Raw genomic sequence first — 21,890 nt, 5'->3', positions numbered from 1 at the left:
TGCCAGCAGGCAGCAGGCTAAGGTCTGTTACATCAACCAAGTTCGGCAAGGGTGCATCATGCGGCTGGGACTGACAAGAAGACTGAGCGGGTTATTGCTGATGCTGAGCCTGGGCGGAACGGCTCCGGTTCAGGCCAGTGAGGCCCAGCTGGGCGGGGAGGAGCAGGCACGCTATCTGGCCGAGCTCAAGCGACTGTACATGACCAAGGATGAACGCAAGGCACTGCTGGCGCACAGCAACGCGCTACTCGATACCTATGCCCTGCGTGCCGGCTACCAACTGGGCAAGGCCCCGGCGCAGCGCAGCGACCTGCGCTACCAGTTGAGCGTGGCCGGCCCAGGCGAGCTGCTGGTGCGCCAGGAAACCCGCACCGAGCAGAGCAAGACCCTGGCCGTGAGCAATCAGCGCTTGTCGGTATTCGGGGTTGATCCGTATATCCGCTACAACTGTCCGACCAGCGGCATCACCTGCGTGCTCAACAACCCGGCCGATGGCAGTCCGTGGATTACCGTGTTGCGCGATCACCAGGGCTCGGCCGACCTGGCCAAGGCGATCAGCTTTTTGATTCGCAACCTGCAGCGGAACTGATCGGTCTGCCGCAGCGCGGCGGTAGCGGGGGTTGGTGGCGATTGGCTAGGCCGACCTCCTGGGCGAGGCGCAGGGCTTCCTCCTCGCTGGCGCAGGGGATGAAGAACTGGTTGAGGTAGAGCCGCCATTGCGGCTGCTCGGCGGTTGGTGCGATTACGCGAATCTGCATGGCCAAGTGCTGGTTTCTGGACAACTCCCAGAGGCTAGCAGTTGGCCATTACTTTTCCATTTCCAGCATCGACGTGTGTTTCTCGGCGAACCATGCCTTGAAACTGGACTGGCAAGATTGTGTGAGGCTGGAGCGGACTTCATTTCAAGCTGATTTCTGAGGATGTCGATACTTCCTGTTTCGCCCCTCCCGGGTGACTCACTTTTGCCAATCGCCGGATGGCCGGCCCCGGAAAAGTAAGCAAAACCGCTTGCCCGTTCATCCGGCCCTGCGCTGCGCTCCGGGGCCGTTCGCTCCATCATTGCTCCGAGGATCGGCTTACAAGGGCCATCCATGGCCCTTTAAGCCTTTCGCCGCATCCCTGCGGCTTACCCCTCCACGCAAAGATTCCACTCCCCCTTCTGCAAGGCGCGCTTGGTGCTGCTTGGGAGGCCTTCATCTTCCCCTGGTAGCAACGAATGGACGTAGGAGGGTCACGAGCTGCATTCCCATGCGGAGCGTGGGAACGATCATCCTCCCTATGACTGCTCTAAAAGCCCGCCGGCGACTCAGGGCCAGAGTCCCCGTCAGTAGGCCGAGTGGAGGTGTTGCGCAGGGGGACGCGAGGCAGGACGCCGAGCGAGACACGAAGGGACAGGGACGTCCCTTCGTGACGGCCCCCGGAGTGGCACCGGAAGGAGGGAAGTCTGGCGGCGTAGCCGACAGGCCCGAATGTCGGGGTGCGCTTTCTTTTGCTTACTTTTCTTTGCGCAAACAAAGAAAAGTGAGTCGCCCGGGAAGGGCGAAACAAAGACCATCAGACAACTCGGAAAGCGATTCAACGCCAAAATTCACACCTCCTAGCCAGTCCAGCATCAAGACATGGCTCCCCGACTCCGCGGCGAACCCATAAAAAAGCCCCGCCAGAGGCGGGGCCGAAGGGGAGAGGCGTCGATGCTTCAAAGCACTACTCGATGTACTTACAGCAGCAGGGTGCGGATGTCCCCCAGCACGTCGCCCAGACGCTTGGTGAAGCGTGCGGCGGCCGCGCCGTTGATCACCCGGTGGTCGTAGGACAGCGACAGCGGCAGCATCAGGCGTGGCTGGAAGGCCTTGCCGTCCCATACCGGCTGCATGGTCGCCTTGCTGACCCCGAGGATCGCCACTTCCGGCGCGTTGACGATCGGCGTGAAACCGGTGCCGCCAATGTGGCCGAGGCTGGAGATGGTGAAGCAGGCGCCCTGCATGGCATCCGGCGAGAGCTTCTTGTTGCGCGCCTTGTCGGCCAGTTCGGCCGCTTCGGCAGCCAGCTGCAGCAGGCTCTTCTGGTCGACGTTGCGGATCACCGGCACCAGCAGGCCGTCCGGGGTGTCCACGGCGAAGCCGATGTGCACGTACTTCTTGCGGATCAGCGCCTTGCCGCTCGGCGCCAGCGAGCTGTTGAAGTCCGGCAGCTCCTTGAGCAGATGAGCGCAGGCCTTGAGCAGGATCGGCAGCACAGTCAGCTTGACGCCCGCCTTCTCCGCCACTGCCTTCTGCGCCACGCGGAAGGCTTCCATCTCGGTGATGTCGGCATTGTCGAACTGGGTCACGTGCGGCACGTTGAGCCAGCTGCGGTGCAGGTTGGCGGCGCCGACCTGCATCAGGCGGGTCATCGCCACTTCTTCGATTTCGCCGAACTTGCTGAAGTCCACTTCCGGGATCGGCGGAATGCCGGCACCGCCGGTGGCGCCGGCGGCCGGCGCCGACTTGGCCTGTTGCAGCATGGCCTTGACGTAGTTCTGCACGTCTTCCTTGAGGATACGGCCTTTCGGCCCGGTGCCCGGCACGGCCGCCAGGTCGACGCCGAACTCGCGGGCGGTCATGCGCACGGCGGGGCCGGCGTGCACTTTGCTGCTGTCACGCACGGGGGCGGCGACAGCCGCAGCAGCGGCAGACAGCGCTGCAATGGCGCCGACTTCGGCTGCAACCGCAGGCGCAGCGCCTGGCGGGGTGCTGTGCACGGCAGGGGCTTTGGCCGGCGCCGCAGCCGCGGGTGCTTTGGCGGCTTCAGACGCCGGGGCGGCGCTCTCTGCCACACGCAGCTTGAGAATCAGGTCGCCGGTGCCGACTTCGGCATCCAGCTTGACCAGCAGTTCTTCCACCACGCCGGCGGCCGGCGACGGGATTTCCATGCTGGCCTTGTCCGACTCCAGGGTGATCAGCGACTGGTCGGCTTCGATGCTGTCGCCGGCCTTGACCATGATCTCGATGACCTTGGCCTTGCCGTCCGAGCCAATGTCCGGCACATGCACGTCCTGCACGCTGGCGGCAGCCGGGGCTGCTGTCGGTGCGGCGGCTGGCGCAGGCTCGGCGGCCTTGGGCGCTTCGGCGGCAGCCGGGGCCTCGGCAGCGGGTGCGGCCTCAGCGGCGGCACCTTCGACTTCCAGCACCAGCAGTTCATCGCCTTCCTTGAGGCGGTCGCCCAGCTTGACCTTCAGTTCCTTGATCACCCCGGCCTTGGGCGCGGGGATTTCCATGGAGGCCTTGTCGGACTCCAGGGTCAGGATGCTCTGGTCGGCTTCGACGTGGTCGCCGACCTTGACCAGCAGTTCAATCACCTCGCCTTCGCCGCCGAGGTCGGGTACGCGAATCAACTCACTCATCGCTACGCTCCTTAGCAGTCCAGCGGGTTGGCTTTGTTCGGATCGATGCCGAACTTGGTGATGGCATCAGCCAGCACCTTGGCTTCGATCTCGCCACGGTCGATCAGCGCTTCCAGCGCGGCCAGGACGACCCAGTAGCGGTCCACTTCGAAGAAATGACGCAGTTTCTTACGGCTGTCGCTGCGGCCGAAGCCGTCGGTGCCGAGCACCTTGTACTCCTTGACCGGCACCCACTGGCGAATCTGCTCGGCGTACAGCTTCATGTAGTCGGTGCTGGCCACGACCGGGCCCTTGCGTCCGGACAGGCACTGCTCGACGTAGGTCTGCTGCGGCTTCTGTCCCGGGTGCAGGCGGTTCTTGCGCTCAATGGCCAGGCCTTCGCGGCGCAGCTCGTTGAAGCTGGTGACGCTCCACACGTCGGAGCCGATGTTGAACTCCTCGCGCAGGATCTTCGCCGCCTCGATCACTTCGCGCAGGATGGTGCCGGAGCCCAGCAGCTGCACGTGGTGGGCCGCTTCCTTGGTGTCTTCCTCGAGCAGGTACATACCCTTGATGATGCCGTCCTCGACGCCCTGCGGCAGGGCCGGCTGGACGTAGGACTCGTTCATCACGGTGATGTAGTAGAAGACGTTCTGCTGCTCTTCGGTCATCTGGCGGATGCCCTCGCGGATGATCACCGCCAGTTCATAGCCATAGGTCGGGTCATAGGTGCGGCAGTTGGGGATGGTCGCCGCCATGATGTGGCTGTGACCGTCTTCGTGCTGCAGGCCTTCGCCGTTGAGCGTGGTACGCCCGGCGGTGCCGCCGATCAGGAAGCCACGGCAGCGGCTGTCGCCTGCGGCCCAGGCCAGGTCGCCGATGCGCTGGAAGCCGAACATCGAATAGAAGATGTAGAACGGCAGCATCGGCTGGTTGTGGTTGGAGTAGGAGGTGCCGGCGGCGATGAACGAGCTCATGGCGCCCGCCTCGTTGATGCCCTCTTCGAGGATCTGGCCCTTCTTGTCCTCTTTGTAGAACATCACCTGGTCCTTATCGACCGGCTCGTAGAGCTGGCCGACCGAGGAGTAGATGCCCAGCTGGCGGAACATGCCCTCCATGCCGAAGGTGCGCGCCTCGTCCGGGATGATCGGCACGATGCGCTGGCCCAGATCCTTGTCCTTGACCAGCTGCGCGAGGATGCGCACGAAGGCCATGGTGGTGGAGATGTCGCGGTCGCCCGAGCCGTCGAGGATGGCCTTGAGGGTTTCCAGCGGCGGGGTCGGGATGCTGAAGCTGTTGGCGCGGCGCTGCGGCACATAGCCACCCAGGGCTTCGCGGCGTTCGTGCAGGTACTTGTATTCCGGGCTGCCCGGTTCGGCCTGGACGAAGGGCAGGTTTTCCAGCTCGTCATCCTTGACCGGGATGTCGAAACGGTCGCGGAACTGCTTGAGGCTGTCGATATCGACTTTCTTGGTGTTGTGCGCGGTGTTCTTCGCCTCACCGGCGCCGGTGCCGTAGCCCTTGATGGTCTTGGCCAGGATCACGGTCGGCTGGCCCTGGTGGTTGACCGCCTGATGGTAGGCGGCATAGACCTTGTACGGGTCGTGGCCGCCACGGTTGAGGTTCCAGATTTCCTGGTCGGACAGGTCCTTGACCATCTCCTTCAGCTCGGGGCTGTTGAAGAAATGCTCGCGCACGTAGGCGCCATCTTTGGCCTTGTAGTTCTGGTATTCGCCGTCGACCACCTCGTCCATGCGGCGCTGCAGCAGGCCGTCCTTGTCCTTGGCGAACAGCGGGTCCCAGAAACGGCCCCAGACCACCTTGTTGACGTTCCACTGGGCGCCGCGGAACACGCCTTCGAGTTCCTGGATGATCTTGCCGTTGCCGCGCACCGGGCCGTCCAGGCGCTGCAGGTTGCAGTTGATGACGAAGATCAGGTTGTCCAGCTTCTCGCGGCCGGCCAGGGAAATGGCGCCGAGGGATTCCGGCTCGTCGCACTCGCCGTCGCCCATGAAGCACCAGACCTTCTGTTTGCCGGCGGGGATGAAGCCGCGGCTTTCCAGGTACTTCATGAAGCGCGCCTGGTAGATCGCCTGGATCGGGCCGAGGCCCATGGACACGGTGGGGAACTGCCAGAAGTCCGGCATCAGCCAAGGGTGCGGGTAGGAGGACAGGCCGTTACCGTCCACTTCCTGGCGGAAGTTGTTCATCTGCTCTTCGCTGATGCGCCCTTCGAGGAAGGCGCGCGCGTAGATACCTGGGCTGGCGTGGCCCTGATAGAAGATCAGGTCGCCGCCGTGCTCGGCAGTGGGGGCCTGGAAGAAGTAGTTGAAGCCGATGTCGTACAGGGTTGCCGAGGAAGCAAAGCTGGAGATGTGGCCGCCCAGATCCGGGTCTTTCAGGTTGGTGCGCATGACCATGGCCAGCGCGTTCCAGCGCACCAGCGAGCGAATGCGTCGCTCCATGAACAGATCGCCCGGCATGCGTGCCTCGTGGCCGACCGGGATGCTGTTGCGATAGGGCGTGGTGATCGCATAGGGCAGCTGGGTACCGCTGCGGGTGGCCAGCTCGCCCATACGGGTCATCAGGTAGTGGGCGCGGTCTTCACCTTCTTTGTCGAGGACGGACTCAAGGGCGTCCAGCCATTCCTGGGTTTCGACGGGATCGAGGTCTTGCATGGCTTGCTCCAAGGCGGAAAGGCTTCCAGAATCGGATGCCTGGGCTCGTCACACGCTTTTTGGGCGTGCTCCGTGAAGTCGTTATTGGCCGGACTTGACTGGCCGGTCTGTAGTTTTACTACATTTCGACGGCATTTGCAGCGCCCTGGATACAATCTTTAGTAGTAAAACTACACAAATGAACGCCGAAAAGCGCTCCTGCCTGCGGCACGTGGCGTTTTCCGCCCTCAAGGATAGACCATGAGCCTGCCGCCACTGGCCGCCTTGCCGACCTCTTTGTACCCCCTCGCCGAACGCTGCTCCGCGCTCTCTGTGCCTGCCGATTGCCCGCCGCCGAGCCGCGAGGCTCTGGGGCGTTTGTGCGCGACCAGCGATTTCGTCTACGAACAGTTGGTGCGTGATCCCGAGTTGCTGCCAGCGCTGCTCGCCAGCGGTGATCTGCAGCGCCGCTTTTCTCCGGGCGAACTGCGCGCCCAGCTGCAGGCCTTACTGGAGGAGTGCGCCGACGAAGACGAGCTGGGTCGGCGCCTGCGTCGTTTCCGCAACCGCCAGCAGGTGCGCATCATCTGGCGCGACATCAATCGCCAGGCCGACCTGGCGGAAACCTGTCGTGACCTGTCCGACCTCGCCGATGCCTGCATCGACCTGGCTTACCACTGGCTCTACCCGCGCCATTGCGAGCAGTTCGGTACACCGATCGGCGGACGTAGTGGCCAGCCCCAGCACATGGTCATCCTCGGCATGGGCAAACTCGGTGCCCACGAGCTGAACCTGTCTTCGGATATCGACCTGATCTTCGGCTACCCCGAGGGCGGCGAGACGGAAGGTGTGAAGCGCTCGCTGGACAATCAGGAGTTTTTCATCCGCCTCGGTCAGCGGCTGATCAAGGCGCTGGATGCCATCACCGTCGAAGGCTTCGTCTTCCGCGTCGACATGCGCCTGCGGCCGTACGGCTCGGCCGGCGCGCTGGTGCTCAGTTTCAATGCGCTGGAGCAGTACTACCAGGACCAGGGTCGCGACTGGGAACGTTACGCCATGATCAAGGCGCGCGTGGTCGGCGGCGACCAGGCCGCCGGCAAGCAGCTGCTGGAGATGCTGCGTCCCTTCGTCTATCGCCGTTACCTGGACTTCTCCGCCATCGAGGCGCTGCGCGCCATGAAGCAGCTGATCCAGCAGGAAGTGCGGCGCAAGGGCATGGCCGACAACATCAAGCTGGGTTCCGGCGGCATCCGCGAGATCGAATTCATCGCCCAGGCCTTCCAGCTGATCCACGGCGGCCGCGACCTCAGTCTGCAGCAGCGGCCGCTGCTCAAGGTGCTGGCCACCCTCGAAGGCCAGGGCTACCTGCCGGCGCCGATCGTCGACGAGATGCGCCAGGGCTACGAATTTCTGCGTTATGTCGAGCACGCCCTGCAGGCCATCGGTGACCGGCAGACGCAGATGCTGCCGGACAACGACATCGACCGCGCCCGCGTCGCCTGCATCATGGGCTTCGACTCCTGGGCGACTTTCCACGAGCAGTTGATGTACTGGCGTGGGCGTATCGAATGGCACTTCCGTCAGGTCATCGCCGACCCGGACGAGGAGGAAGGCGGCGAGAGCGAGTCCTGTATCGGTGGCGAGTGGCTGCCGCTGTGGGAAGAGGCGCTGGACGAAGAGATGGCCGAGCGGCAGTTGGCCGAAGCCGGTTTTCGCGAGCCTGCCGCCGCGCTCAAGCGCCTGATCGACCTGCGCAGCGGCTCGCAGGTGCGCACCATGCAGCGCCTGGGACGCGAGCGCCTGGATGCCTTCGTGCCACGGCTGTTGGCGCAGGCAGTGGAGCATGACGAGCCGGACCTGGTGCTGGAGCGGGTGCTGCCGCTGGTCGAGGCGGTGGCGCGGCGCTCGGCCTACCTGGTGCTGCTCAGCGAAAACCCTGGCGCCCTACAACGCTTGATGACGTTGTGCGCGGCCAGCCCGTGGATCGCCGAGCAGATCACCCGCTTCCCGTTGTTGCTCGATGAGCTGCTCAACGAGGGCCGCCTGTTCAGTCCGCCGCTGGCGCCGGAGCTGGCCGCCGAACTGCGTGAGCGGCTGACGCGCATTCCCGAGGACGATCTGGAGCAGCAGATGGAGGCCCTGCGTCACTTCAAGCTGGCTCATGGCCTGCGTGTGGCGGCCTCGGAGATTGCCGGCACGCTGCCGCTGATGAAGGTGTCCGACTACCTGACCTGGCTGGCCGAGGCCATCCTCGAACAGGTGCTGGCGCTGGCCTGGCGCCAGTGCGTGGCCAAGCACGGTACACCGCGCCGCGCCGATGGCAGTCAGTGCGATCCGGACTTCGTCATCGTCGGCTATGGCAAGGTCGGCGGCCTGGAATTGGGCCACGGTTCCGATCTCGATCTGGTGTTTATCCATGACGGTGACTCGCAGGCCGAGACCGACGGCGCCAAGCCTATCGATGGGGCGCAGTTCTTTGCCCGCCTGGGCCAGCGCATCATTCACCTGCTCACCGCGCAGACCACGTCTGGTCAGCTGTACGAGGTGGATATGCGCCTGCGCCCGTCCGGTGCGGCGGGCCTGCTGGTCAGTTCGCTTGGCGCCTTCCAGCGTTACCAGGAAAACGAGGCCTGGACCTGGGAGCATCAGGCGCTGGTGCGTGCTCGCGTACTGGCGGGCTGTGCGCGGGTGGCCGCCGGCTTCGAACGGGTACGTGCGCAGGTGCTTGAGCGCGAGCGTGATCTGGCCAAGCTGCAGGCCGAAGTCAGCGAGATGCGCGGCAAGATGCGCGACAACCTGGGCACTCGTGAAACCGTGGCGGGAAGGGGTGAAAATGCCTTTGAGGCCGCGACTTCCTTCGATCTGAAGCAGGATGCCGGAGGTATCGTCGATATTGAATTTATGGTGCAATACGCGGCCCTGGCGTGGTCGCGGCAGCACGCTGAGCTGCATCGCTACACCGACAATATCCGCATTCTCGACGGTCTGCGTGACGTGGGCCTGATGCCCGCCGCCGATGTCGAATTGCTGCAGGAGGCCTACAAGGCCTATCGCTCCGCTGCCCACCGGCAGGCGTTGCAGAAACAACCGGGCAAGGTTGCCGGTGACCAGTTTGAAGCCGAGCGGCGCTGCGTGATGCGCCTGTGGCGCGAACTGGGGCTGAGCTGACCTTCCCCTGAACCGATGAAGACTGAGGAGTGGCAATGATGTCGATGTCCGACCGCGATGGCGTGATCTGGTATGACGGCGAACTGGTGCAATGGCGCGACGCCACCACCCATGTGCTGACCCATACCCTGCACTACGGCATGGGCGTGTTCGAGGGCGTGCGCGCCTACAACACCCCGGACGGCACCGCCATCTTCCGCCTGCAGGCGCACACCGACCGCCTGTTCGACTCGGCGCACATCTTCAACATGCAGATTCCCTTCTCCAAGGAAGAGATCAACGAAGCCCAGCGTGCCGCGGTGCGCGAGAACGGACTGGAGAGCGCCTACCTGCGCCCCATGGTGTTCTTCGGCAGCGAAGGCATGGGCCTGCGCGCCGCTGGCCTGAAGGTGCACGTGATCGTTGCCGCCTGGAACTGGGGCGCCTATATGGGCGAAGAAGCCCTGCAGACCGGCATCAAGGTGCGTACCAGCTCCTACACCCGTCACCACGTCAATATTTCCATGACTCGCGCCAAGGCCAACGGCAACTACATCAACTCGATGCTGGCCCTGCAGGAAGCCATTTCCGGTGGCGCCGACGAGGCCATGCTGCTGGACCCGGAAGGCTACGTGGCCGAGGGTTCGGGCGAGAACATCTTCCTGGTCAAGGACGGCGTGGTGTACACCCCGGAAGTGACCTCCTGCCTCAACGGCATCACCCGCAGCACCATCCTGACCCTGGCCGCCGAGCACGGCATCAAGGTGGTGGAGAAGCGTATCACCCGCGACGAGGTGTACATCGCCGACGAGGCCTTCTTCACCGGCACCGCCGCCGAAGTGACGCCGATTCGCGAAGTGGACGGTCGCCAGATCGGCGCCGGCCGCCGTGGCCCGGTCACCGAGAAGCTGCAGAAGGCCTACTTCGACCTGGTCACCGGCAAGACCAGCGCCCACGCCGAGTGGCGCACCCTGGTCAAGTGATCCGTAGGTTGGGTCGGGCCGCGCAGGTTGAGGCGCGAAGCGCCGAAGCCCAACGAGTGATATTCGATGCGCTGCCGAGCCCGACGTTGGGCTTCGCTGCGCTCAACCCAACCTACCGAATGTGCGGTTTATGAAAATACTTATCGTAGGTCCCAGCTGGGTCGGTGACATGGTGATGGCGCAGACCCTGTTCGTCTGCCTCAAGCAGCGCCATCCCGGCTGCGAGATCGACGTGCTGGCGCCCGAGTGGAGCCGGCCGATCCTCGAACGCATGCCGGAAGTGCGCGCCGCGCTGAGCTTTCCGCTCGGTCATGGCGTGCTGGACATCGCCACCCGGCGCAAGATCGGCAAGTCGCTGGCCGGTCAGTATGACCAGGCGATCCTGCTGCCCAACTCACTCAAATCCGCGCTGGTGCCGTTCTTTGCCAAGGTGCCCAAGCGCACCGGCTGGAAGGGCGAGATGCGCTACGGCCTGCTCAACGACATCCGCACGCTGGATAAGGAGCGCCTGCCGCTGATGATCGAGCGCTTTATGGCGCTGGCCTATGAGCCGGATGCCGAGCTGCCCAAGCCTTATCCGCAGCCTCGTCTGGTCATTGACGAGGCCAGCCGCGCTGCCGCGCTGGCCAAGTTCGGCCTGAGCTTGGACCGCCCGGTGCTGGCCCTGTGCCCCGGCGCCGAGTTCGGCGAGGCCAAGCGCTGGCCAGTCGAGCACTACGCCAAGGTCGCCGAGATCAAGATCCGCGCTGGCTGGCAGGTGTGGATGTTCGGCTCGAAGAACGACCATCCTGGCTGCGAGGCGATTCGCGAGCGCCTGATCCCGGGGCTGCGCGAGGAAAGCGTCAACCTGGCCGGGGAAACCTCGCTGGCCGAGGCCATCGACCTGATGTCGGTTGCTGGAGCCGTGGTCTCCAACGACTCCGGCCTGATGCACGTGGCGGCCGCGCTGAATCGTCCGCTGGTGGCGGTGTACGGTTCCACCTCGCCGCAGTTCACCCCGCCGCTGGCCGATCAGGTGGAAATCGTCCGTCTGGACCTGGAGTGCAGCCCCTGCTTCGAGCGCACCTGCCGCTTCGGCCATTACAACTGTTTGCGCGAGCTCAAGCCGCGCCCGGTGATCGAGGCGCTGGACCGTCTGGTCGCCGACCCTATTGAGGTCGAATAGTTTTGCGGGTTCTGCTGATTAAAACCTCGTCCCTGGGCGATGTGATCCACACCCTGCCGGCGTTGACCGACGCGGCGCGCGCCATTCCCGGCATCCAGTTCGATTGGGTGGTAGAGGAGGGCTTCGCCGAGATTCCCGCCTGGCACCCGGCCGTGGCGCAGGTCATTCCGGTGGCCATTCGCCGCTGGCGCAAGCACCTGCTGCAGACCTGGAAAAGCGGCGAGTGGAAACGCTTCAAGCAGCGCCTGGGTGAGGTCGACTATGACCTGGTTATCGACGCCCAGGGCCTGTTCAAGAGTGCGGTGCTGACCCGCTACAGCAAGGCGCCGGTGGCGGGGCTGGACCGCGACTCGGCGCGCGAGCCGCTCGCCTGCCGCTTCTACGACCGCCTGTATGCGGTGCCCAAGGAGCAGCACGCGCTGGAACGTACCCGCCAGCTGTTCGCCCAGGCGCTCGGCTACCCGCTGCCGCAGCAGGTCGGCGACTACGGCCTGGATCGCGCGGCCATGGCCGATGCGTCCGCCCAGCCCTACCTGTTGTTCCTGCACGGCACCACCTGGGCCAGCAAGCACTGGCCGGAGGCCGACTGGCGCGCCCTGGCCGAACGCATGGCGGCGCAGGGTTGGGCCATCCGCCTGCCCTGGGGTAACGAGACCGAGCGCGAGCGCGCCCAGCGTATCGTTGCCGGCATCGAAGGCGCCGCCGTGCTGCCCAAGCTGAATCTGGCGGGCGTGGCCAAGGTGATCGCCGGCGCCACTGCCTGCGTCGCCGTGGATACCGGTCTGGGTCATCTGGCCGCGGCGCTCGACGTGCCGACCATCTCCCTGTATGGACCGACTCTGCCTGGCAAAGTCGGCGCCTACGGTCGTGGCCAGGTGCATTTGTGCGCGACCGGGCCGGGTGCCGGCCAGGGCGACCGCCACCAGCCCTGCTTCGACGGCCTCGACGCCCAGCGTGTCGGCGACGAGCTGAACGCCTTGCTGCTGGCGCAGCAGGAGGCAGTGTGATGCCAGGCCATTGCAATCGTAGGTTGGTGCTAAGCGCAGCGCAGCCCAACAGTGTTTTTCGCACAACCCGGCGTTGGGCTGCGCAGGCCCAGCCGCAACCTACCTGTTCGGAAACACTGTGATGCAGCTGGCTTTCGTTCTTTATAAATACTTCCCGTTCGGCGGCCTGCAGCGTGATTTCATGCGCATTGCTCTGGAATGCCAGTCGCGCGGTCACGCCATTCGCGTGTACACGCCGATCTGGGAAGGCGAAGTGCCGACCGGCTTCGACGTGCGCGTCGCGCCGATCAAGGCGTTCTTCAATCACCACCGCAACGAGAAGTTCAGCGCCTGGCTGGCGGCGGATCTGGCGCGCGACCCGGTGGATCGCGTGGTCGGCTTCAACAAGATGCCGGGCCTCGACGTCTATTACGCTGCCGATGGCTGCTACGAGGACAAGGCGCAGACCCTGCGCGCGCCGATCTACAAGCGTTGGGGCCGCTACAAGCACTTCGCCGACTACGAGCGGGCGGTGTTCGCCCCTGAGTCGAAGACCGAGATCCTGATGATCTCCGAGGTGCAGCAGCCGCTGTTCATCAAGCACTACAACACGCCGCAGGCGCGCTTCCATCTGCTGCCGCCGGGCATCGCCGCCGATCGCCGCGCACCGGCCAATGCGGCCGAGATCCGCGCCGAGTTCCGCCGCGAGTTCCAGCTGGCCGACGACGACCTGCTGCTGGTGCAGATCGGCTCGGGCTTTAAGACCAAGGGCCTGGATCGCAGCCTCAAGGCGCTGGCCGCCTTGCCGCGCGAACTGAAGCAGCGCACCCGCCTGATCGCCATCGGCCAGGATGATCCGAAGCCGTTCCTGCTGCAGGTCAAGGCGCTGGGCCTGTCCGACCAGGTGCAGATCCTCAAGGGCCGCAATGATATTCCGCGCTTCCTGCTCGGCGCCGACCTGCTGATCCACCCGGCCTATAACGAGAACACCGGCACCGTACTGTTAGAGGCGGTGGTCGCCGGTCTGCCGGTGCTGGTCAGCGAGGTATGTGGTTACGCTCACTACATCGCCGAGGCTGATGCCGGGCGGGTGGTGCCGGCGCCGTTCGCCCAAGATGACCTCAACCGTATGCTGGCCGAGATGCTCGGCGACGATGCGGCGCGTAGCAAGTGGAGTGCCAATGGGCTGGCCTTTGCTGATTCGGCTGACCTGTATTCCATGCCGCAGCGCGCGGCCGAAGTGATTCTGGCGGAGCGCCCATGAAGCTGGTGCTCGCCGAACCCTTCAAGTCGCTATGGGCGGGGCAGGACGCCTTCGCTGCGGTCGAGGCCCTGCAGGGCCAGGTCTATCGTGAACTGGAAGGACGTCGCACGCTGCGCACCGAGGTCGACGGGCGCGGTTACTTCGTCAAGATCCATCGCGGCATCGGCTGGGGCGAGATCGTCAAGAACCTGCTCACCGCCAAGGCGCCGGTGCTCGGCGCCGGCCAGGAGTGGGCGGCGATCCAGCGCCTGACCGAGGCAGGGGTGCCGACCATGACCGCCGTGGCCTACGGCGAGCGTGGTAGTAATCCGGCGGCGCAGCATTCCTTTATCGTCACCGAGGAGCTGGCGCCGACCACCGATCTGGAGCAGCTGAGCCTGAACTGGCTGCAGCAACCGCCCGAGCCCCAGCTCAAGCGCGCGCTTATCAGGGAGGTGGCGCGGATGACCGGCACCATGCACCGCGCCGGGGTCAATCATCGTGACTGTTATATCTGCCACTTCCTGCTGCACACCGACAGGCCGGTGACGGCGAGCGACCTGCGTCTATCGCTGATCGACCTGCACCGCGCCCAGGTACGCAGTGCTACGCCGCCGCGCTGGCGTAACAAGGATCTGGCCGGGCTGTATTTCTCGGCGCTGAACATCGGCCTGACCCGTCGCGACAAGCTGCGTTTTCTCAAGACCTATTTCCAGCGACCGCTGCGTGAAATCCTGCGTGACGAGGCGCAGCTGCTGGCCTGGCTGGAGCGCAAGGCCGACAAGCTGCTGGCGCGCTATGCGCGTAAATATGCGCCGGGGGCTCAGGGGTGAGCGGTTGGCGTGTGAGTGATGATCTGCCGGCGGCGCTGGCGCTGGAACTGGCCAGCCTGGAGCAGGTATTTGCCTTGCAAGGCAAGCGCCTGACCCGCGACCCGCTGTCCGAGGTGATCCTGATCGAGCGCGAGGGCGTGCGCTATTACGTCAAGCGCTACTGGGGCGCCGGCAAGGGGCTGCGGCGTTATATCGGACGGCCGCGGGTCAAGGCTGAGTGGCAGAACCTCAAGTATTTCGCCAAGTGGGGCGTGCCGACGGCTGAGATCGTTGGCTATGGCCTGGAGCGGCGCAGGGGGGCGTTCGTGCGCGGTGCGCTGATTACCCGTGAAATAGAGAACACTCAGGATCTAGCCCAGCTGGCCAAGCGTGGTGATGCACGCCTAAAGGATGGTGGCTGGGTCGACCGGGTCAGTCGCCAGCTAGCCCAAGCCACGCGGACGCTGCATGAGCATCACTTCACGCACAATGATCTGAAGTGGCGCAACTTGCTAGTCAATGACCGCGCCGAGCTGTTTTTCATCGATTGCCCCTCCGGCGGCTTCTGGTGGGGGCCGCTGCTAGGGCGGCGCATCATCAAGGATCTGGCCTGTCTGGACAAGGTGGCCAAGTACCAGCTGTCGCGTACCCAGCGTCTGCGCTTTTACCAGCAATACAGCGGCAACGCGCGCCTGAGCGCCGCGGACAAGCGCGTTATTCACAAGATTTTGCAATTCTTCGAGGGCAGGGAATGAGCGACTTTATCGCCGCTGAGGATCGCCCGATCCTTGAACGCCATGGATTGGCGAATTTCGATGCGCTGTGGGCGCTGCAGTTGGAGGCGGTCGATGAGCCGAACACCGAGCGCGGTGGCTGGAGTAGCGTCTATCGCCTGGAGCTGGATGGCGCGGCCTATTACCTCAAGCGGCAGAGCAACCACCTGACCCGTACCCTGCGCCATCCCTTCGGCGAGCCGACCTTCGCTTGCGAGTTTCGCAATATTCGCCGTTATGCCGAGTTGGGCATTCCGGCGTTGCAGGCGGCCTTCTTCGCCGAGCGCAAGCTGCCCGGCGAGCAGCGGGCCGTGCTGCTGACCCGTGCCCTGGATGGCTGGCAGGACCTCGAGCATTGGCTGCAGGGTTGGGCGCGCCTGGACGAGGCGTCGCGCGCGGCGATCCTCAAGGCCTGCGGCGAGCTGGCCCGGCGCCTGCACGGGGCCGGCCAGGTGCATGGCTGCTTCTATCCCAAGCACATTTTTCTGCGCGAGCAAGGCGATGATTTCGCTGCGCAGCTGATCGATCTGGAGAAGACTCGCCCTCTGTTCTTTGGTGCGCGCGACCGCATCAGGGACCTGGAGCCGTTGCTGCGCCGAGCCAATGTCTGGAGTGAGGCGGATGTGCGCCAGCTGTTGGCTGCCTACCTTGGGCAAGCCGGGGGAGTCGAGGGCTGGTATGAGCGGCTCGGCGCACGGCGTCGACGTAAGGGGGCGCGTTGATGCAGTTGGCACAGCTGGCGCAGAGCGGACGTGAGCCCAACCTGCCACAGACGCTGGAGTTGGCCGGTGAGCCTTTGGCCTTGCAGCGCCTGCTGCGGGTGTTGCCGGGGCAACGTTATGTCGGCCTGGCACATTGGCGTGGCCGCCCTGTGCTGGCCAAGCTGCTGGTCGGCGGCCGTGCCGAGCGTCACTACCGGCGCGAACTGCAAGGCGCGCGCCTATTGGCCGATCAGGGACTGATCACGCCAGCTCTGCTGGCCGATGGCTTCGTCGAGGGGCAGGGCGGCTGGCTGCTGTTCGACTACCTCGACGCCGCGGAAAGCTTGTGGGACGCCTGGTGCTTGGTCGAGCGCGAAGCTCTTCTGTCCGAAGGGCAGCAGGCGGTGCTGGCCGAGGCTTTGAGCGCCATCGCCGGCATGCATGCCCGCGGCCTGTGGCAATCCGATCTGCATCTGGACAATCTGCTGCGCCAGCAGGGCCGGCTCTATCTGATCGATGGCGGCGGCGTGCAGTCCGAGACGCCCGGTCAGCCGCTATCGCGCCAGCGTGTGCTGGAGAACCTCGGGGTATTTTTCGCCCAGTTGCCGGCCGAGTTGGAGCCCTATCTCGAAGAGTTGCTGATCCATTATCTGCTGGCCAACGGCGAGCATGCACTGCCGCTGGAGGCGCTGCTCAAGGAAATCGCCAAGGTGCGCCAGTGGCGCCTGCGCGACTACCTGAAGAAGGTCGGGCGCGATTGCAGCCTGTTTGCGGCGCGCGTCGGCGCCTTCGGGCTGCGGGTGGTGCGGCGTGCCCAGCAAGCCGAGCTGGCGCCGCTGCTGGACGACCCGGATGCCGCCATCGCGGCCGGTCGCCTGCTCAAGGATGGCGGCAGCGCCACCGTGGCGCTGGTGCAGTCGGGCAATCGCGCGCTGGTGCTCAAACGCTACAACATCAAGGGCTGGGGCCACTGGCTCAAACGCTTCTGGCGGCCGAGCCGGGCGTGGCACAGCTGGGTAGAGGGCCATCGCCTGGAACTGCTGGGGATCGCCACGCCGCGCCCGCTGGCGGTGCGCGAGCAGCGCTGGTGCTGGCTGCGCAGCCGGGCCTGGCTGCTGACCGAGCATTGCGCGGGCGAGGATCTGCTGACGCGCTTCGCCCCTTATCTCGACAGCGCGCCGCCGGAAGAGGAGCTGCAGGCGCTGGATCGGCTGTTCGCGGCGCTGCTTCGCGAGCGTATCAGCCATGGTGACTGCAAGGGCACCAACCTGTTCTGGGAGGGCGGCCGCTGGAGCCTGATCGACCTCGACGCCATGCGCCAGCACCGCAGTCAGGCCTCGTTCGCGCCGGCCTTCGCTCGGGACCGTGCCCGCTTCCTGCGCAACTGGCCGCAGGACTCGGCGCTCCATCGCCTGCTGGACCAGCGTCTGCCGCGTCTATGACAACGACCGCTCGGTCAGCAGTCGGCGATACCCTCGGCCCGGCGCTGCGGCTATAATCCCTGGCTTTGTTTGGGCGAGCCGTGGCTCGCCTTCCACTTTCCGTGGCGGCTCGGCCGCCCGTAGCAGCAAGAGGCTTTTCCGTGGCATTGACCATTCTCGGCCTGTCCGGCGCGCTCAGCCATGACCCGTCCGCCGCCCTGTACATCGACGGCAAGTTGATCGCTGCGGTCGAAGAGGAGCGCTTCGTGCGCGACAAGCACGCGAAGAACCGCATGCCCTACGAATCCGCCAAGTTCTGCCTGGAACAGGCCGGGATCAAACCGTCCGACGTCGACGTGGTGGCGATTCCCTTCGCCCCCATCAGCCTGTTTGGCAAGGCCCGCTGGCACTACGCCAAGCGCTACTGGTACGCGCCGGATCGCTCCCTCGACGCGATCCTGATGGGCAATCGCCGCTACAAGCGCTACCACAAGAAGATCCAGTGGTGCCTGGAGCAACTGGGCTTCGACCTGAAGAAGGTCAAGATCGAGCCGGTCGAGCACCACCTGGCCCACGCTGCCAGCGCCTATCACTGTTCGGGCTTCACCGAGAAGACCGCGATCCTCGGCATCGACGGCAAGGGCGAGTACGCCACCACCTTCTTCGGCTACGGCGAGAACGGCAAGATCCACAAGATCAAGGAGTTCTACGATCCGGATTCGCTCGGCGGCCTGTACGGCGCGATCACCGAGTTCCTCGGCTTCGAGATGCTCGATGGCGAGTTCAAGGTCATGGGCATGGCGCCGTACGGCGATGCGGCCAAGTACGACTTCTCGCGCCTGGCCAAGTTCGAGAACGGCGAGCTGATCATCAATACCGACTACGCCAACGTGATCGGTTTCCGTCGTTACAAGGAAAACGGCAAGGGCTACTACTTCTCGCCCAAGCTGATCGAGTGGCTGGGCCCGAAGCGCCAGGGCGACATCGCCGACGACCCTTACATCCACTATGCCGCCAGCATGCAGGCACTCTTCGAGAAGCTGGCGCTGGAGATGATGGAGTACTACCTCGGCGACATTCTCAAGGAAACCGGCAAGATCGCCTTCGCCGGCGGTTGTGCGCTGAACGTCAAGCTGAATCAGAAGATCATCGCCCGCGACGATGTGAAGGAGCTGTTCGTGCAGCCCGCTTCCGGCGACGCCGGTACCTCGGTCGGCGCTGCCGCCTACGTTTCGCACCAGCGCGGCGTGCCGGTGGAGAAGATGGAGCACGTTTACCTCGGCCCGTCCTATTCCAACGAAGAAATCATCGCCGCCTGCGCCAAACACCCGAACAAACCGGTGTTCAAGCGCATCGACAACACCGCGCAGCGCATCGCCAAGATCATGGTCGACGCCAATCCCGTGGCCTGGTTCCAGGGGCGCATGGAGTTCGGGCCTCGCGCGCTCGGTGGTCGTTCGATCATTGGCTGCCCGAGCGTGCCGGGCGTCGCCGACCGTATCAACGAGCAGATCAAGTTCCGTGAGCGCTGGCGACCCTTCTGCCCGTCGATGCTCGACACCGTGGCGCCGCAGATGCTCAAGGTCGACCATCCGAGCCCGTTCATGACCTTCACTTTCGAGGTCAACGAAGAGTGGAAGACCCGTGTCGGCGAAGTGGTGCACGAGGACGGCACCTCGCGCGCCCAGGTGCTCAAGCGTGAGTACAACCCGCGCTGGTACGACCTGATGGTCGAGCTGGAAAAGCTCACCGGCAACGGCGTGTCGCTGAACACCTCGCTCAACCGTCGTGGCGAACCGATGATCTGCTCGCCGACCGACGCGCTGAACATGTTCTACGGCTCTGACCTGCAGTACCTGATCATGGAAGACATCCTCGTGGTCAAGGACGGCCGTGACTGGTATGACCACGTCTAACGCAGAGGCTGCCGGGCAGCACTGGGTTCTGCAGTTCTGTCATGGCTACGACGGGCCCTTCCTGGACTGCGCGCGGCAGTACGCCGTGCTGTTCCAAGGCACGCGCTATAAGGTCTGCACCGTCTACCTGACGGGCGCGCCGAGCGCCGAAGTGGAGCAGGGCTCGGCCTCGGACGAGGTGATCTTTCTCGACTACCGCAGCAAGGACGTCAGTGGTCTGAAGCTCAAGGCGATCCGCGACATCCGCCGTATCGCGGCCACGCGTGATTTTGCCCTGTGCATCGCCCATCGCTTCAAGCCGATCTACGTGGCGCTGCTGGGCACAGCGCTGCCGGTGATCGGCGTGCACCACGCGTTCGGCGTCTATGGTCGTCTGAGTCGCCGCCTGTTCATCAACCGTTTCCGTGAGCGTTTGCTGCTGCTCGGGGTGTCCAACGCCGTGCGCGACGAGATTCGCCGGGCTCTGCGTGGCTGGCCGGACGAGCGCATCGAGACGCTGTACAACCGCATCGACATTGAGGCCGTGCAGGCCGAACAGGTTTCCCGTGAGGAGGCCCGCGCCCACCTCGGGCTGCCGCAGGACGCCTGGGTGGTCGGCAACGTCGGCCGCCTGCATCCGGATAAGGACCAGGCCACCCTGATCCGCGGCTTCGCCCTGGCCCTGCCGCAGCTGCCTGCCGGCAGCCTGCTGGCGATCATGGGCAGCGGCCGCCTGGAGCATTCGCTCAAGGCCCTGGCGGCCGAACTCGGCGTGGCCGAGTCGGTACGCTTTCTCGGCCAGGTTGCCCACGGGCGCCGCTATTTCAAAGCCTTCGATGTGTTCGCACTGAGTTCCGACCACGAGCCGTTCGGCATGGTACTGCTGGAGGCGATGGCGGCCGGGGTGCCGCTGATTGCTACAGACTGCGGTGGGGGGCGTGAGGTCGCAGCTGCCGCAGGGCAGTTGTTTCCTTTGGGCAACGCTTCGGCGTTGGCAACTGTTCTTCTACAGCAGGTAGCCACCGAAAGGCTGCCCATGCAGCGCCAGGATATGCTGATGAAACTCGAGTCTGAGTTTTCTGATCAGGCGGCGTGTCGTCAGTTCTGGTCACTGCCACTGCTGGTCAACTTGGAACATGTCGATGTCCACTAATCCTTGGTTGACTAGGGCGCGTGCTCTGGATCGTTATCGTTGGCTCTTACTGCGCGAGCGTTACGGTCTGCTGGGAAGCGGCTTGCGCTTCTTGCGTGAGGCCTGTGAGGATTGGTGGCTTGGTGTGCGAGCACGCAGGCGCCTTTCCGATGCAAATTCGGTACAGGCGTGTGACTTTCTGTTGCTGCAGTCGATGCCCAAAGTCATCCCTTTGCAGCGCAAGAAACTGCTCAAAGACGCATTGGTCTCGGGTGGTTTTAACTTGGTGGAAATAGCTCTGCAGGATTCGTCGCTGATTCTGCGTGAACGAATGCTCAAGCTTCCACCCCATCCTGTACCGACGCGCTATTTCGCTTTTGCTGCGCACGCCGAGTGGCTGGTGGAGCATTATCGCCCGTGCATACTGCTGAACGACCGCAACGGTAGCCTGTTCGCGCCGTTTCTGCGTCTTGCGCTGAATGCCCGCCAGGGGCTGCTCGTGCATCTGGCTCACGCCACGACCGTCGAAGGGTCGCGGCGCCTGGGGATGAATGACTACGACTACTACTTTCTGTTCGGTCAGAGCTCACTGGAGGCTCTGCAGGCCCGCGAACTGCGATTCGGCAGCTCGCAGGCGGTGCTGGCGGGCTCGCACATGATCGATCAGACCTACGACTTGCTTCCGGCGGAGTCAGCGCGGCGAGTATTGCTGATCTTGGGGGTCGGTCCGGACAAGGAAAAACAGTCTGGCTACCAGGCTACCTATGCACTGCTTCGTGATTGGGCCGTGCAGCATCCTGAGTATCAGGTGCTGGTAAAGCCGCATCCGCGCAGCCGGGTGCTGTTCTGGCAGGAAACTGCACCATTGCTCGATAACCTGCGTGTTTTACCTCGAGAGTGTGGATTGGCGGAGGCCCTCCAAGCTGCGTCGGTGGTGGTTAACATCATGTCTAATGCGGTGATCGAAGCTGCGCTGGCCCGGCGCCCGGTGATCTATGTCAATGCCAGTGGCGAGCGAGATATCTTTTCACAGGAGCGTTTCTTCGGGCCTTGTATCACTTCGGTAGACGCCCTACAGGCCCGTATCGCCTCGGTTGAGCGCGAGTATGAGGTTGCATTGCAACAGGGGCACGCTTTTGCCGAGTACCATTTGACCCATGGTTGTGCTGGTTTAGCCAGGAACCTTGAGGCATTGACCGCATTGCTGGATCGGAAGGCCTTGCCTGTTCACTCCCAGATGCTGGAGTCGACAGTCGAGTAGAAGTAGATGCTCCGAGCAAACGTATTCAACGATACCTTCCGGAACAAACATCATGGTTACCGGATTGTCGTCAGGCTGATCTGTGTCTTGGCATATGAGATGGGTATTCGCATCCTCAAGGCCTGTCCTATGTGGCATGGCTGGCTTCGCGCCGAGGCGCGCAAGTGCGGGGCCGCTAAACCCGATATGTGCCTCATCAGTGGCGAGAGGGGGCACCATGATGCTGCTTCCGCGTGGATACTGATTGAGCTCCCGCCCTTCTGTATGGTGGATAGCGCCTCTCGCGCTCGCCACATGTTCAGTCATATCGCCCAAGCTGTGCGTACGCGACATGCCTGATTCGATGCTCAACG

The 21,890-nt window shown here is 64.2% G+C and carries 16 protein-coding genes; 13 read left to right on the top strand and 3 right to left on the bottom strand.

The genetic code is table 11. The features are described 5' to 3' along the window. Positions 1-58 precede the first annotated feature (58 nt). Complete coding sequence (locus tag ACF8C6_RS08595) at positions 59-589, top strand: hypothetical protein (protein WP_392498888.1); 531 nt, start codon at positions 59-61, stop codon at positions 587-589. On the opposite strand, the gene ACF8C6_RS08590 is transcribed toward ACF8C6_RS08595, so the two are convergent. The 3 genes from ACF8C6_RS08590 to aceE all read right to left on the bottom strand — a co-directional run bounded on the left by ACF8C6_RS08590 (position 555) and on the right by aceE (position 6,039). Then, positions 555-758, bottom strand: a complete 204-nt coding sequence (locus ACF8C6_RS08590) for a hypothetical protein (RefSeq protein ID WP_392498887.1) — start codon at positions 756-758, stop codon at positions 555-557. The two genes, ACF8C6_RS08595 and ACF8C6_RS08590, sit on opposite strands and share 35 nt — an antisense overlap. Before the next feature lie 959 nt (positions 759-1,717). Then, positions 1,718-3,382, bottom strand: coding sequence for a dihydrolipoyllysine-residue acetyltransferase (aceF, locus tag ACF8C6_RS08585; RefSeq protein WP_392498886.1), 1,665 nt, complete (start codon positions 3,380-3,382; stop codon positions 1,718-1,720). 11 nt (positions 3,383-3,393) lie between these two features. After that, on the bottom strand, positions 3,394-6,039 hold the full coding sequence (gene aceE, locus ACF8C6_RS08580; protein ID WP_392498885.1) for a pyruvate dehydrogenase (acetyl-transferring), homodimeric type: 2,646 nt from the start codon (positions 6,037-6,039) through the stop codon (positions 3,394-3,396). 240 nt (positions 6,040-6,279) lie between these two features. Between aceE and glnE the strand changes: the two genes are divergently transcribed. The 12 genes from glnE (at position 6,280) to ACF8C6_RS08520 (ending at position 21,537) form a co-directional block, all read left to right on the top strand. Then, complete coding sequence (glnE, locus tag ACF8C6_RS08575; protein WP_392498884.1) at positions 6,280-9,186, top strand: bifunctional [glutamate--ammonia ligase]-adenylyl-L-tyrosine phosphorylase/[glutamate--ammonia-ligase] adenylyltransferase; 2,907 nt, start codon at positions 6,280-6,282, stop codon at positions 9,184-9,186. Between the two features lie 38 nt (positions 9,187-9,224). Further along, complete coding sequence (locus ACF8C6_RS08570) at positions 9,225-10,148, top strand: branched-chain amino acid transaminase (RefSeq protein ID WP_392498883.1); 924 nt, start codon at positions 9,225-9,227, stop codon at positions 10,146-10,148. A gap of 130 nt (positions 10,149-10,278) precedes the next feature. Continuing rightward, a complete protein-coding gene (gene waaF, locus ACF8C6_RS08565) occupies positions 10,279-11,313 on the top strand; it encodes a lipopolysaccharide heptosyltransferase II (RefSeq protein ID WP_392498882.1) in 1,035 nt (344 codons plus the stop codon). A gap of 2 nt (positions 11,314-11,315) precedes the next feature. Next, complete coding sequence (gene waaC / locus ACF8C6_RS08560) at positions 11,316-12,320, top strand: lipopolysaccharide heptosyltransferase I (protein WP_392498881.1); 1,005 nt, start codon at positions 11,316-11,318, stop codon at positions 12,318-12,320. A gap of 121 nt (positions 12,321-12,441) precedes the next feature. Next, positions 12,442-13,563, top strand: a complete 1,122-nt coding sequence (locus ACF8C6_RS08555) for a glycosyltransferase family 4 protein (protein ID WP_392498880.1) — start codon at positions 12,442-12,444, stop codon at positions 13,561-13,563. After that, on the top strand, positions 13,560-14,375 hold the full coding sequence (rfaP, locus tag ACF8C6_RS08550) for a lipopolysaccharide core heptose(I) kinase RfaP (protein ID WP_392498879.1): 816 nt from the start codon (positions 13,560-13,562) through the stop codon (positions 14,373-14,375). The genes ACF8C6_RS08555 and rfaP overlap by 4 nt, the downstream gene beginning before the upstream one ends. Further along, a complete protein-coding gene (locus ACF8C6_RS08545) occupies positions 14,372-15,109 on the top strand; it encodes a lipopolysaccharide kinase InaA family protein (RefSeq protein WP_392498878.1) in 738 nt (245 codons plus the stop codon). The genes rfaP and ACF8C6_RS08545 overlap by 4 nt, the downstream gene beginning before the upstream one ends. Beyond that, on the top strand, positions 15,106-15,849 hold the full coding sequence (locus ACF8C6_RS08540) for a lipopolysaccharide kinase InaA family protein (RefSeq protein WP_392498877.1): 744 nt from the start codon (positions 15,106-15,108) through the stop codon (positions 15,847-15,849). Before ACF8C6_RS08545 ends, ACF8C6_RS08540 begins: the two co-directional genes overlap by 4 nt. Next, positions 15,849-17,270 carry a lipopolysaccharide kinase InaA family protein gene (locus ACF8C6_RS08535; protein ID WP_392498876.1) on the top strand — a complete coding sequence of 474 codons (1,422 nt, stop codon included), beginning with the start codon at positions 15,849-15,851 and terminating at the stop codon, positions 17,268-17,270. Before ACF8C6_RS08540 ends, ACF8C6_RS08535 begins: the two co-directional genes overlap by 1 nt. A gap of 140 nt (positions 17,271-17,410) precedes the next feature. Further along, positions 17,411-19,165, top strand: a complete 1,755-nt coding sequence (locus tag ACF8C6_RS08530; protein ID WP_392498875.1) for a carbamoyltransferase — start codon at positions 17,411-17,413, stop codon at positions 19,163-19,165. Further along, a complete protein-coding gene (locus tag ACF8C6_RS08525; RefSeq protein ID WP_392498874.1) occupies positions 19,152-20,297 on the top strand; it encodes a glycosyltransferase in 1,146 nt (381 codons plus the stop codon). The genes ACF8C6_RS08530 and ACF8C6_RS08525 overlap by 14 nt, the downstream gene beginning before the upstream one ends. Then, complete coding sequence (locus tag ACF8C6_RS08520; protein ID WP_392498873.1) at positions 20,287-21,537, top strand: capsule biosynthesis protein; 1,251 nt, start codon at positions 20,287-20,289, stop codon at positions 21,535-21,537. Before ACF8C6_RS08525 ends, ACF8C6_RS08520 begins: the two co-directional genes overlap by 11 nt. The last annotated feature ends 353 nt before the right edge of the window (positions 21,538-21,890 follow it).

The organism is Pseudomonas sp. zbq_18, assembly GCF_043102245.1.
Taxonomy (GTDB): Bacteria; Pseudomonadota; Gammaproteobacteria; order Pseudomonadales; family Pseudomonadaceae; genus Aquipseudomonas.
The sequence above is the reverse complement of the archived record's forward strand: the minus strand, read 5'-3'. Positions and strand labels throughout refer to the sequence as shown.

Excerpts from the sequence above, each read along its gene's own strand:
- ACF8C6_RS08595 (WP_392498888.1), top strand. The coding sequence starts at position 59 with ATGCGGCTGGGACTGACAAGAAGACTGAGCGGGTTATTGCTGATGCTG.
- ACF8C6_RS08590 (WP_392498887.1), bottom strand. The coding sequence starts at position 758 with ATGCAGATTCGCGTAATCGCACCAACCGCCGAGCAGCCGCAATGGCGG.
- aceF (WP_392498886.1), bottom strand. The coding sequence starts at position 3,382 with ATGAGTGAGTTGATTCGCGTACCCGACCTCGGCGGCGAAGGCGAGGTG.
- aceE (WP_392498885.1), bottom strand. The coding sequence starts at position 6,039 with ATGCAAGACCTCGATCCCGTCGAAACCCAGGAATGGCTGGACGCCCTT.
- glnE (WP_392498884.1), top strand. The coding sequence starts at position 6,280 with ATGAGCCTGCCGCCACTGGCCGCCTTGCCGACCTCTTTGTACCCCCTC.
- ACF8C6_RS08570 (WP_392498883.1), top strand. The coding sequence starts at position 9,225 with ATGTCGATGTCCGACCGCGATGGCGTGATCTGGTATGACGGCGAACTG.
- waaF (WP_392498882.1), top strand. The coding sequence starts at position 10,279 with ATGAAAATACTTATCGTAGGTCCCAGCTGGGTCGGTGACATGGTGATG.
- ACF8C6_RS08555 (WP_392498880.1), top strand. The coding sequence starts at position 12,442 with ATGCAGCTGGCTTTCGTTCTTTATAAATACTTCCCGTTCGGCGGCCTG.
- rfaP (WP_392498879.1), top strand. The coding sequence starts at position 13,560 with ATGAAGCTGGTGCTCGCCGAACCCTTCAAGTCGCTATGGGCGGGGCAG.
- ACF8C6_RS08540 (WP_392498877.1), top strand. The coding sequence starts at position 15,106 with ATGAGCGACTTTATCGCCGCTGAGGATCGCCCGATCCTTGAACGCCAT.
- ACF8C6_RS08535 (WP_392498876.1), top strand. The coding sequence starts at position 15,849 with ATGCAGTTGGCACAGCTGGCGCAGAGCGGACGTGAGCCCAACCTGCCA.
- ACF8C6_RS08525 (WP_392498874.1), top strand. The coding sequence starts at position 19,152 with ATGACCACGTCTAACGCAGAGGCTGCCGGGCAGCACTGGGTTCTGCAG.
- ACF8C6_RS08520 (WP_392498873.1), top strand. The coding sequence starts at position 20,287 with ATGTCCACTAATCCTTGGTTGACTAGGGCGCGTGCTCTGGATCGTTAT.